Origin of the sequence: Flavobacterium sp. W1B (assembly GCF_047344965.1) — a bacterium.
Lineage (GTDB): Bacteria > Bacteroidota > Bacteroidia > Flavobacteriales > Flavobacteriaceae > Flavobacterium.
Genome location: NZ_CP178845.1, coordinates 1,543,875 through 1,556,459 on the forward strand (window position 1 = coordinate 1,543,875; position 12,585 = coordinate 1,556,459).

Sequence of the window (12,585 nt, forward strand, 5' to 3'; positions counted from 1 at the left end):
ACCAGTTTGTTTTTGGGTACTGTATAAAGTGGTTTAAAATAATGTGCTAACTTTTAAAAAAAAACTTTTTTGATTCTGAATCTAGAAAATAATATACTTGCTGGTTTTTGTTAATTTGATGCAATATGTTTAGGTTGATTTTTTAGATGTTTTTTTGATATAAATGTTGAAAATTAGGACTTTTTGTCTGTTAATATTTATTATTTGAGGGAAACAAAAAAATCCCGAAGAAGGGGATTTTTATGAATTTTAAGTTGGTTTAAATAATCTATTTAAAAAGTATGCTATTGTTCTTCATCTAAAGTTTCCATCGGATGGTCTTCATACCAATCTTTAAAAGTTTTTGAGGTAGAGTAGTTGTCTTTCAAAACGGTATAAACCATAAATAGAATCAAGAAATGTCCTATAATAAAGATATTAATTAGTATTGTTAAATCGATATTAGTTTGACATAAACCGGCAAAAATAAAAACAAACAAAGTGGTAAACCACACGAGTTTAATTGCGAAATTTTTCATGGCTTTTTCTATTAAAGTTACATTTAATAGCTGTTATTTTAAGTTAATGTATTCATAATCAATACTTAATTAAGAGTTTTGAACTTGTTCTATGATTTTTTTTGTAAGCCTTTTAGTTGGACTCATGAAAATGCTATTGTCGAATTCATTTGTATAGAATATTCATCTTTTATGATATAAGTGCTTGATTGATTTCGGATTTTAAATAAAAAAACACCGAGATAAGTTGTGCTTACTTATCTCGGTTTATATTTTATGGTTCAATGTAATTTACAAGCTGTAACGTAAACTTATGCCATAAGTTCTTTGATCTCCCAACACCGCGGCATATTGACCGGCATTACCGGCAGCGGGCAATAATTGTTCATAATAATCTTTGTTGAAAAGGTTTCGACCCCATAAGAAAAAAGATAGTCCTTCTGAAGCTCGAAATCCAATACGACCATTAAACAAAGCGTAAGAATCAATTACTAAATACTTTGAAGGGGAAGCGCTTGAAGAAAAAGAAGAACGGAAGTAGGAATCAATTGCAACGAAGAATTTCCCTTGATTTTGAAAGAATTTCCCCGATTCAGATAAATCACCTCCTAAAGTACTGGTCCATCTTGAAATACCGGGTAAATTGCTTCCTGATATATCTTTAAAGGATACCGAGGATCCGGTTTCTTCTAGTGGTAGTGGAGCATTTTTGAAACTAACATAAATTCCTTCGGTGTAGGATAATGCTCCGTTAAAAGTTAAGTGTTTAGTTGCTTTAATATTGGTTTCCAGTTCGGCACCTCGTACTCGTACTTTTTCGGCATTAGCCAGATAACCACGATTTACTCCTAATTCAGCTGATTGTACTTGCGCTTGGTAGTCTTTTATATCGGTATTAAATATCGTAAAGTTTAAGATGGAATTTTTGAATGGTGAAGATTTTACCCCTATTTCATAATGGTTGACTTCTTCGGGTTTTATTATGGCCAAATCCAAAAGAGGCTTGCTATCTGCAGTAGGAAGACCTCCTAGGTTAACACCAATAGGTTTGTAACTTTTTGCAAAAGTTGCAAAGGCATTGACACGATCAGAAGCTTTGAACGCTAAAGTTAAATTCCCTGAAAAGTTTGTGTTATCAACATTTGTTTTGAAAGCTTGATCACTATAAACTAATTTTTTTAATGCAATAAGTGCGGGGTCGTTTGTTTGTAAACCTCCATAAGTCTTGCGGTCGTAATCAATTTTTTTGGCATCGTAATTATATCTTATGCCTGGTAATAGATGTAAACGATCGGTTATTTTCCAATCTAGTTGTCCAAATATTGCTCCGCTGTAGGTGTTAAGTGTAGATTTCGTTTTTATGCCGTATCCGTCAAAAAGACCGGGTGTTTCCCATAATGAACTGTTTGTACTTTTGGAAAAGCGCCATTGTGCCGATCCAGATTCTTCAATATGATATGGATCAGTTTTTAGATCTTGTCCGATAAAAAATATTCCAAAAACACCACTTAGCCGGGTCGAGAAATTTCCAGCATAACGTATTTCTTGTGACCATTGTTGATGTTTGGATGTTGCTTGTGATAGTTTTAATACCGGAAGACCTGTAAAATCTCTATCATTAGATGGGTCCCAATTCCAGTAGCGCCAAGCTGAGGTTGAGGTAAGAGTCCCTTCGCCAATTTTAGTTTCAACATTCAGAGATATTCCTCCCAAATCCTGAGAAGAACGCCAAGGGGTGTCATGATCAATCTTACGGTCAAAAGCATTTTGACTTGGAAGGGAATAGTTAAGATCGGCAATGATTTGATTGAACTGTCGGTATGCTGCCCTTTGAGTAGGGGCGACACCAGCAATCACTTGTGCATAACCATCCGGACGTTGGCGCGAAAAGTCGGCTGCTAATGTAATATCTAAATTATCTGTTGGTGTAAATAGTAATTGTCCTTTAACGCCCTGATTGTTGATGTTGTTTACGGATTTTCCCGTGGCAACATTTTCGATCAAACCATCGCGTTGGGTTCCCGAAAAAGAGAGTCTTCCGGCAATCTTTTTGCCCAAGGCTCCCGTAATTGAAGCTTTGGCTTGAAGAAATCCATAATTCCCGAAGCTTAGTTCAAAGTTTGCGCCTGATCTAAAACTTGGTTTTCTAGTTATTACGTTAAATGTACCAGCGGTTGTATTTTTTCCAAATAAGGTTCCTTGTGGCCCTCTTAGTACTTCGATTCGGTCAACATCAATAAAGTCTAATGTTGTTGCTGCCGGACGCGCATAATAAACACCGTCAACATAAAAACCAACACCGGGATCGATACCATCATTGGTAAGCCCGAAAGTCGAACCCAGACCGCGAATAGTAATAGCCGTGTTTCGTGGATTGGAAGAGTATAACTGAACCGAGGGAACAAGTTCTTTCAGTCGATTTACGTTGAATGCACCTGCTTCTTCGGCTTGTTTGCCTGTTATTACAGCAATTGGAATTGGAACATTTTGCACTTTTTCTATGCGGCGTCTCGAAGAAATAACAACTTCTACTAATAGATTGTCTTCTATTAGTCTTATATCCAAAGGAAAGACAGTTTCTTTTTTTATATGAACTGTTTCTGATTTATATCCCTCCGATTTAATCAGAATTTCTATTGGTAGTTCCCTGTTGATTTCTAATGAAAATACACCATTATTGTCGGACGTTATATTAGTAGTAGTCCCTTTTAGTGTTACGGTTGCATCTTTTATCGGTATGTTTTGGCTGTTTTTGATCGTGCCAACCACTATATTTTGTGCCTTAACAGATGAAAAAAATAGGACTAGGAATAAGCTTGTAATTGTTTTTTTATAGATAGCTTTCATTTTATATTAATTATATGTAATTAGTAGAATTAAAAATTAAATTTTTTTTACTAACACATGCACATCACTACTATTCTATATATTGCTTTTTGAATTTTGTTTTTTTTTCCAGATTGTTCATAAGATAGGATGAACTCAGTTTGATAGATTTTCATGCTTTTTATTTAGATTTGTTAATTAGAAGTTAATTTCGGAAACAAATGTATATAAATTCTATCAATTTAGTAGAGTTTAAAATATATTTTTTTATTTTTTTACCAATGAAGCAATTGTAATGCCTTCCATTGCTTTTAAAGTTTCGTCTCGAATAGTCATTAAACCGTGTCTTAACAAGCATTCCGCTTCGTTTGTGCAATCAGAACAAGGTTCATAAAAATTTAAGGATGCGCAAGGAAGTAAGGCAATTGCACCGTCAAATAACCGATGGATTTCGGCCAATGTAATGTCGTTTTTTGATTTTAGAAGATAATAACCACCAAATTTACCCTGTTTGCTACCTACAAAATGACCTCTTTTTAAATCCAATAAAATTTGCTCCAAAAACTTTTTGGGAATGTTTGCAGCTTCGGCAATTTCAATCGTTCTGGAAATATGAGTTTCTTCTTGCTGTGCTAAATAGAGTAGAGCTTTAAGAGCATATTTGGTTTTGTGTGACAACATAGTTTTTAAATTTTATCCCTTTCAAGGTTGAATCTTGAAAGGGATAATTATAGGTAGTTTTATAATAGCATTAATTTGTATGATGACATTTGAGCTAAGCAGTAAATTTAATTGATTTTTAAAGATTACCAATTCCCGCTTGAACCTCCTCCGGAGAATCCTCCGCCACCAAATCCACCACCAAAACCGCCGCCGCCAAATCCACCACCAGATGATCCGCCACCAAATCCTCCGCCTCCGCCACCGCGACCAAGGCTACTCAGAATAATAACATCTAATAAGCTAGGACCTTGGAATCCGCCACGGTTATTGCCGGAGTTTCCGCCACCGCCGCCTTTATTTTTTAAAGCAAGGATTAGGATGAATACGATAATGATGATGAAAGGTAAAATAGGAAAATCGGATCCTTTGCTTTGTTTTTTTCTTTCGCCTTTGTATTTGCCTTTAAAAACATCAATAAGCGCATCAGTTCCTTTGTCTAGTCCTTTGTAAAAACTTCCGGCTTTGAATTCAGGAGTGATGATGTTTCTAATGATCTCGCCACCAATTCCTGCTGTCAATCGATCTTCAAGTCCATAACCGGGATTAATTGCAATTTTTCTTTCGGCTTTCGCCAAAAGGATAATAACACCATTGTCATCTTTTGCAGTTCCACCAATTCCCCAGGTTTGTCCCCATTTAGTTGCCAGTTGACTTACATCTTCATTTTTGAGACTTTCTATTGTAATCACTACAATTTGAGTCGTTGTAGAATCGGAATATTTAATTAGTTTTTCTTCTAATTGTGCTTTTTCGGTTGCGCTTAACAAATTAGCATAGTCATAAACGCTAGTTTGAAAATCAGGTTTAGCTGGAATTGTAAATTGAGCAAAACCAATTTGTGTGATAAATAAACAAACGAACAGTTTTAGGGAAAAAGAAATAGTTTTTTTTGTTTTCATTATCCTTTTGATATTTCGTTTGATAATTCATTTACATCTCCTTCTTGATAAGGGAAATGTTTTTTTAATTGTTCTCCAGCTCTGTCAATTCCGTCAATAAGTCCTTGTTTGAAATTGCCGTTTTTAAAATGGGCTACCATAATCTCTTTGGTACAGTCCCAAAAATCATTTAATACAATATCATTAATTCCTTGGTCTCCACAAATTACAAACGTTCTGTCTTCAATAGCTACGTATATTAAGACACCGTTTTTGAGTTGGGTCTCATCCATTTTAAGATCATGAAAAACTTCCATGGCGCGGTCATACGCATCCATGGAAGTGGTTTTTTCTAAATGAACTCGAATCTCTCCAGAAGTATTTTTTTCGGCCAAGCGAATGGCTTCCACAATTTCTTGTTCTTCTTTTTGGGTTAAAAAATCTTCTACTTTTGACATGGGAAAAATTTTTGAATGAAGATTAACGATTTTTAATTTTAGAAGTATTCCTACTGCGATCAAAAATCGTTAATCGAAAATCTGAAATCGTTTTTTAGAATTTTACTTCAACAGGCTTATCTGCTCCTTCAACTGAATTGAAATATGCTTTTTCCTTAAATCCGAATACTCCTGCAAATAAAGAGTTAGGGAAGGTTTTAATATGCGTGTTGTAAGGTTTCACAGCTTCGTTAAAACGAGTTCTTGCTGTCAAAATTTGATTTTCGGTACTTGCTAATTCATCTTGTAATTTCAAGAAATTTTGATTAGCTTTTAAATCAGGATATTTTTCAACAGTAACTAATAAACGTGATAAAGAACTACTAACGCCACTTTGAGCTGAGTTGAATGCAGCTAATTGTTCTGGAGTAATATTCGTAGGATCTACGGTTGTTTGAGTTGCTTTGGCACGCGCCTCAATAACTGCAGTTAAAGTGCTTTTTTCAAAATCAGCAGCTCCTTTTACAGTATTGACCAAATTTCCAATTAAATCATTTCGTCTTTGGTAAGCAGTTTGTACGTCTCCCCATGATTGTTCTACGGTTTGATTTAAAGTTACTGCGGTATTGTTAATTCCCTTAACCCAGCTGTAAATTCCAAAAATAATAACGGCTCCGATAATCCAAGGCAAAAATCTTTTCATGTTTGTTTAATTTAAAGTTATTGTTTTGTTTGATATTTAAAGTTTGATGTGTTGCCGCAAAAGGAGGCAAGCTTCAAAATTTTGAGTCTAAAATAGATAATTTTAGATTATAATTGATTTTTAATGTTTGTCAATTGTGTTTTTATGGTTTCCAGTTTTCTAATAATTTCAAACTTATCTAAGGTTTTCTTTTGACCTTCTTTTAAATGGATTTTGGCTCCTTCGAGTGTAAACCCTCTTTCTTTTACCAAGTGATAAATAAGCTGTAAGTTTTTAATATCTTCTGGAGTAAACATTCTGTTACCTTTCGCGTTTTTCTTTGGTTTAAGAATATCAAACTCACTATCCCAAAAACGGATAAGAGATGCATTTACATCAAAAGCCTTGGCAACCTCGCCAATGCTGTAATATCTTTTATCAGCTGATAGTTCTATGTGCATTTCTTTGCCTTTATTTTGTAAATTAAGTTGTTTTTCTAAATCTTAAAAAACAACAATTTGAAATCGTTAATCTAATGATTGGTTCTCTTGGTTCGCTAATTTTGAAATAGCAACATATTCAACTGCCGAAATATTGCCGTAATAAAAATTAAGCGGATTAACTACTTTGCCGTCTTTGTGAACTTCATAATGCAAATGAGGGCCTTCGGATCTTCCGGTGCTGCCTACATATCCAATAATGTCGCCACGTTTTACTCGTTGACCGGCTCTACAGTTGTATTTACTCAAATGAGCATACAAAGTTTCGTATCCATAACCATGCCTAATTACCACATGATTCCCAAAGCCGGAAGCTTTATTGTCAGCTTGAGTAACAACCCCATCACCAGTGGCGAAAATTGGAGTCCCAGTTTTTGCCGTAAAGTCCATACCCTCATGCATTTTCTTCGCTTTGGTAAACGGATCTGTTCGGTATCCAAAACCAGAAGCCATTCTTTTTAAATTTTCGTTTCTTACTGGCTGAATGGCAGGAATGGCTGCCAACAACTTGTTCTTTTCTTTTGCCAGTTTTAAAATGTAGTCAAGAGATTTTGATTGTATCGCTAATCGTTTAGTAAGAACATCTATTTTTTTGGTGGTATTCAGTACTAGTTGGGTGTTGTCATAACCTTCTAAAGCAGCATATCTATTTACGCCTTTAAAACCTGATTTTCGTTCTTCTTCCGGTATCGGTGCGGTATTAAAATAGGTTCGGTATAAATTATTGTCCCGGTCCTCGATGGCTTCAATGACATCATCAACCTGCTCCATTTTTTTGTTCAAAACGGCATAATTCAGTTTCAAATTTTCATTTTCACGAATCAGCAGTCGGTCTTTTGGTGTGTCAAAATAGGGTGTGTTCAATAAAATCACAAAACTGATGAAGCCAAATAATGCAGAAGCCACTAGGAATAAGGCTGCAAAACCAAATTTCCATCGTTTTTTTGTTTTTATTTTTCGATATGCCAGATTTTCGGAATCGTAATAATATTTTACTTTCGCCATGTTTTAAAATACCCTATTTTTGCACCTTGATAAAGTGTTAGTTGAACAAATTTAATAAATGTTTCATTTGTTCGACCTTTTTTTCAATAATAAATAAAATAATGTGCCTATTCCAGCTATGCGTTTCAAGTTTTCGTTTAGCAATCTTTTTTTCTAAATGATTCTGCAGGAGCTTCCTTTGGTCGCCCTGCCGTATCAAGAAAAAATAAATTGCCTAAACTCGAAGCTTTCCACTGTTATCTGGGGCATTAAAAGTTGATGTGTTGATTTGTATATTCGTTTAATACGATAGTCTCAAATTCTCCAAATTAACAAATAACCGAATAAACAATAAAAATGAAATCACAAGACATTCGCAAAGCGTATTTACAATTCTTTGAAAGTAAAGGACATTTAATTGTTCCTTCGGCACCTATTGTTCTAAAAGATGATCCAACCTTGATGTTTAATAACTCAGGAATGGCACAGTTTAAAGAATATTTTTTAGGAAACGCCACGCCAAAAAGCCCAAGAATTACCGATACCCAAAAATGTCTTCGTGTTTCAGGAAAACATAATGATTTAGAGGATGTAGGTTTTGATACTTACCATCATACGATGTTCGAAATGCTAGGAAACTGGTCTTTTGGAGATTATTTCAAAAAAGAAGCTTTGCCTTGGGCTTGGGAATTCTTGACTGAAGTTTTAAAATTAGACAAAGACCGTTTGTATGTTTCTGTTTTTGAAGGAAACGAAGCAGAGAATGTGCCTTTTGATCAAGAAGCTTTTGATATTTGGAAACAATTCGTATCTGAAGACCGAATTATACTTGGAAACAAAAAAGACAATTTCTGGGAAATGGGAGATCAAGGACCTTGTGGACCTTGTTCTGAAATTCACATCGATTTACGTACCGATGAAGAAAGAGCAGCTGTTTCGGGTAGAAGTTTAGTCAATGCCGATCATCCGCAAGTAGTGGAAATCTGGAACAACGTATTTATGGAATTTAACCGTAAAGCCGATGGTTCATTGGAAAAATTACCAGCACAACATGTAGATACCGGAATGGGATTTGAGCGTTTGTGTATGGCAATGCAAGGCGTGACTTCTAACTATGATACCGATGTGTTTACGCCGCTTATCCAAAAAGTAGAGCAAATTACAGGATTAAAATACACTTCAAACGAAGTAAAAAATATCTCAGAAGAACAAAATAAAACTAATATTGCCATTCGCGTAATTGTAGATCACGTTCGTGCCGTAGCTTTCGCTATTGCCGACGGGCAATTGCCATCTAATACAGGAGCAGGATATGTAATTCGTCGTATTTTGCGTCGTGCTATTCGTTACGGATTTACTTTTTTGAACACCAAAGAAGCTTTTATCTATGAACTGGTTGCTGTTTTGGCAAACCAAATGGGTGAGTTTTTCCCGGAAATCAAAAAACAGCAAACTTTGGTTACCAATGTAATTCGAGAAGAAGAAGCTTCTTTCTTGCGTACATTAGACCAAGGATTAGTTTTATTAAAAGATTTGATGTTAGCTCATACAGGCCAAATTTCTAAAGAAAAATTAGAAATTGGTGGCGACTATATTTTTAAACTATATGACACTTTTGGTTTCCCGGAAGATCTTACAGCGCTTATATTAAAAGAAAACGGTTTTACTTATGATAAAAACGGTTTTAATGAAGAACTTCAAAAACAAAAATCACGTTCTCGTGCCGCATCTGAAGTTTCTACTGACGACTGGAAAATTCTAGTTGAAGGAAATACAGAATCTTTCGTTGGTTACGACCAAGTAGAAAACGAAGTGAAAATCACTCGTATTCGTAAAGTAGATTCTAAAAAAGATGGTGTTTTATACCAAATAGTTCTTGATGCTACGCCATTCTATCCAGAAGGTGGAGGACAAGTGGGAGATAAAGGAACTTTGGTTTCGGCTAATGAAACTATTGAAATTATAGATACCAAAAAAGAGAATAACTTAATTTTGCATTTTGCTAAAAAACTGCCAGAAAATGTAAATGCTAGTTTTATAGCAAAAGTAAATACAGATTTAAGAGCAGATTCTTCTAAAAATCACTCAGCAACACACTTAATGCACCAAGCTTTGCGCTCTGTTTTGGGAACTCATGTGGAGCAAAAAGGATCTTTGGTAAATCCAAACAATTTGCGTTTTGACTTCTCTCATTTTTCTAAAGTGACTGATGAAGAATTGCAACAAGTAGAAGCTTTCGTTAATGCTAGAATTCAAGAGCAATTGCCATTAATAGAAAGAAGAAGCATTCCTATAAAACAAGCTTTAGACGAAGGCGCTATGGCTTTATTTGGAGAAAAATACGGTGATAATGTTCGCGCGATAAAATTTGGCGAAAGTATGGAGTTGTGTGGTGGAATTCACGTGAATAATACTGCTGATATTTGGTATTTCAAAATTGTTTCAGAAGGAGCTGTTGCAGCTGGAATTCGTCGTATCGAGGCGATTACTGGAGATGCGGTAAAAGCGTTTTTCGCTTCGCAGGAAAACACTTTAAATGAAGTGAAAATAGCTTTGAAAAATCCTCAGGATGTTTTGAAAGCAACACTTTCGCTTCAGGACGAGAATACAAAACTGAAAAAACAATTGGAAGTTTTGTTGAAAGAGAAGGCTAAAAATATGAAAGCGGAATTAGCCAAAGAACTTCAAGAAGTTAACGGTATACAATTCTTAGCAAAACAAGTCGATTTAAATCCGGAAGGTGCTAAAGATTTGGCTTACGAGTTAGGTAATTTAGGACAGAATTTGTTTTTAGTTTTGGCTACAGCCGAGGAAGGAAAACCAATGCTAACATGCTATATTTCTAAAGAATTAGTTGCTGATAAAAATTTAAATGCGGGTCAAGTGGTTCGTGATTTGGGTAAATTTATCCAAGGCGGAGGCGGAGGCCAGCCATTCTTTGCTACTGCGGGAGGAAAAAACGCTGCTGGAATTCCGGAAGCCTTAGCAAAAGCAATTGATTTTGTGAAATAAAATACAAGTAGCGATACTAAAATTGAAACCTTTCAGTCTTTATTAGATTGAAAGGTTTTTTGTTTAAAATTAGGTTTTTGTATTATTATGATTACATTTATTGAAATTATATTTAACATTAAACAACCTACAAAATGAAAAAATCACTTTTATTATTTAGTGCTACTTTGTTAGTACTTACTTCTTCTTGTTCTAATGATGAAAAATATGAAGAAGCAGCTACAGGAACATTGTTGCCGAAAAAAATTGTTGAAACAATGGTAGAAAATGGCGAATCAGCTAGTGTTACTTATACAATGACTTATGACGGGAATAAATTGAAAGATATTAGACTTACAGATGATTCTAGATCTGTTTATACGTATACAGGAGATCTTATTACTAAAGTTGAGTTATTCGATTCTTCAGTTTTGTACAGTAGCGATGATTATGCCTATAGCGATGGTAAATTGGTTTCTAAAATCACGACTTATGCCGATGATACTAGTATTAAAGATAAATTAACTTTTGTTTACAATGCAAACGGGACAGTTAATGTAAATCAATCTAGAATAATTAACGGACAAGAAGTAAAATATGATACGACCACTCTTTACACATTTTCAAATGGAAATATTGTTTCTATTGAATATATAGATGACGTAAAAGAAAAAATAACAAGTGTGTTTGATGATAAAAAAAGTCCTTTTAATAATATAACAGGGGTAAAATTTTTGTTGGATTTAGATACTTATTTTGATTTCTATTCAATGAATAATACTGTAAAAAATACTACGGAAACTTATAATAGTTCAGGAGGAGTTACTCAAACTGCAGTTGTAACTTCCGAAAATAAATATAATGAAAGTAATTTTCTTATTGGTTTATTTTCAGGTGATACTAAAAATTCTGTTAAGTTAGAGATTAGCTATTAGTTTTTATACAAATGAAAAAAGAGTCCCCATATATTCATTATTGATTATGGGGATTTTTTTGATCCATAAATGAATTTTAGGTACGCTTCTGAAACAGTTTTTCAATCGATTTTGATTCAAATATTGTGTGCTTAAGTTATTGATTTTCAGTTTGTATTGAGGGGAAATGGGATTGTTTCTAGTTCGAGAAGGCTTGTATTTCATTTGAGATTTTGTTCTATCCGTAATAGTTTTGTTAAAAAAAAGACTGTTTGACGAGTTTTTTAGCCAATCGGCGTTATTTTGAGGTCTAAGTGAATTAAGATTTTAACTTTGGATGTGGCTCCATTTTATTTTTAAAATTAACGGTATTAGAAAGGATGAATAAAATAGTTGTTGTCTTAATTGTTTCGTTATTAGTATTTTATTCTTGCTCCGATAATAAAGAGGGTAATGGTAAACTTTTGATCAAAACAGTCGAAACTTCTGAAAATGGAACTTCGGTAACTACTTTATTTAAGTACAATGGGAATGAAATACTAAGTGCTGTTGGTGTCAAGAATCACATTGCTTATACGTATGAAAATGGACTTATTACCAAAATCACCTCTAAAGACAAAGAAAACCAACTTAGTGTCACTTTAGAATACTCCTATGATAAAGGAAAATTAGTGCGTATGAAATCTTCTGAAAATTATGTGATAAATTACACACATAATTCGGACGGAACAGTTTCTTATGAAAAAATTACTGTTGATCCTCAAAATCAAGGAACGGAGCTGTTTTACGGAACCTTATATTTTGAAAATAAGAATTTAATAAAAGACGAGCGGACTATAGATGATGTAGTTCTTGGTTTAGTATCAAAATATAAGTTTAGTTTTGAATACGATTCAAAGATGAACCCTTTTTATAATATCTTGGGATATGAGAAGTTATTAAATCAGAATGAAATAATTTCATTCAATAATAGTGTGATGAGCGTTTTGGAAATCACTATTACAAAAGACGGTAAAATTATTTCTTCGGCAAATTTATATAGAGGTGCTTTTAAATATGATGAAGACCATTATCCAACCGAACAGCTTTCTGAGGCTAGTATTGCCAATCCAAATTATTTGAAAACGCAGTATTTCTATTAATTAATACTTAA

General features: G+C 34.1%; 11 protein-coding genes. 3 read left to right on the forward strand and 8 right to left on the reverse strand.

Going from position 1 to position 12,585, the window contains the following annotated elements; all coding sequences use genetic code 11:
- Positions 1-284: 284 nt before the first annotated feature.
- From ACMDB5_RS06795 to ACMDB5_RS06830, 8 genes are all read right to left on the reverse strand, one after another.
- The gene (locus ACMDB5_RS06795; RefSeq protein ID WP_414000252.1) at positions 285-518 is read right to left on the reverse strand and encodes a hypothetical protein; all 234 of its coding nucleotides are present in this window, start codon (positions 516-518) and stop codon (positions 285-287) included.
- A gap of 270 nt (positions 519-788) precedes the next feature.
- Positions 789-3,344, reverse strand: coding sequence for a TonB-dependent receptor (locus tag ACMDB5_RS06800; RefSeq protein WP_414000253.1), 2,556 nt, complete (start codon positions 3,342-3,344; stop codon positions 789-791).
- A 246-nt stretch (positions 3,345-3,590) separates the two neighbouring features.
- Positions 3,591-4,004 carry an RrF2 family transcriptional regulator gene (locus ACMDB5_RS06805; RefSeq protein WP_414000254.1) on the reverse strand — a complete coding sequence of 138 codons (414 nt, stop codon included), beginning with the start codon at positions 4,002-4,004 and terminating at the stop codon, positions 3,591-3,593.
- A 125-nt stretch (positions 4,005-4,129) separates the two neighbouring features.
- Positions 4,130-4,945, reverse strand: a complete 816-nt coding sequence (locus tag ACMDB5_RS06810) for a TPM domain-containing protein (RefSeq protein ID WP_414000255.1) — start codon at positions 4,943-4,945, stop codon at positions 4,130-4,132.
- Entirely contained in the window at positions 4,945-5,382 is a 438-nt protein-coding gene (locus tag ACMDB5_RS06815) for a TPM domain-containing protein (RefSeq protein WP_414000256.1), read from the reverse strand. The genes ACMDB5_RS06810 and ACMDB5_RS06815 overlap by 1 nt, the downstream gene beginning before the upstream one ends.
- A gap of 94 nt (positions 5,383-5,476) precedes the next feature.
- Positions 5,477-6,064: a LemA family protein gene (locus ACMDB5_RS06820; protein ID WP_414000257.1), complete on the reverse strand. Its 588-nt coding sequence runs from the start codon at positions 6,062-6,064 to the stop codon at positions 5,477-5,479.
- 107 nt (positions 6,065-6,171) lie between these two features.
- The gene (locus tag ACMDB5_RS06825) at positions 6,172-6,504 is read right to left on the reverse strand and encodes a MerR family transcriptional regulator (RefSeq protein ID WP_414000258.1); all 333 of its coding nucleotides are present in this window, start codon (positions 6,502-6,504) and stop codon (positions 6,172-6,174) included.
- Between the two features lie 66 nt (positions 6,505-6,570).
- Complete coding sequence (locus ACMDB5_RS06830) at positions 6,571-7,548, reverse strand: M23 family metallopeptidase (RefSeq protein WP_414000259.1); 978 nt, start codon at positions 7,546-7,548, stop codon at positions 6,571-6,573.
- A gap of 336 nt (positions 7,549-7,884) precedes the next feature.
- Here ACMDB5_RS06830 and alaS point away from each other — a divergent pair, with 336 nt between their 5' ends.
- The 3 genes from alaS to ACMDB5_RS06845 all read left to right on the forward strand — a co-directional run bounded on the left by alaS (position 7,885) and on the right by ACMDB5_RS06845 (position 12,574).
- Positions 7,885-10,539 (forward strand): alanine--tRNA ligase, encoded by a 2,655-nt coding sequence (gene alaS / locus ACMDB5_RS06835; protein WP_414000260.1) that lies wholly within the window; start codon positions 7,885-7,887, stop codon positions 10,537-10,539.
- A 134-nt stretch (positions 10,540-10,673) separates the two neighbouring features.
- A complete protein-coding gene (locus ACMDB5_RS06840; RefSeq protein WP_414000261.1) occupies positions 10,674-11,453 on the forward strand; it encodes a hypothetical protein in 780 nt (259 codons plus the stop codon).
- A 359-nt stretch (positions 11,454-11,812) separates the two neighbouring features.
- Positions 11,813-12,574, forward strand: coding sequence for a hypothetical protein (locus ACMDB5_RS06845; RefSeq protein WP_414000262.1), 762 nt, complete (start codon positions 11,813-11,815; stop codon positions 12,572-12,574).
- The last annotated feature ends 11 nt before the right edge of the window (positions 12,575-12,585 follow it).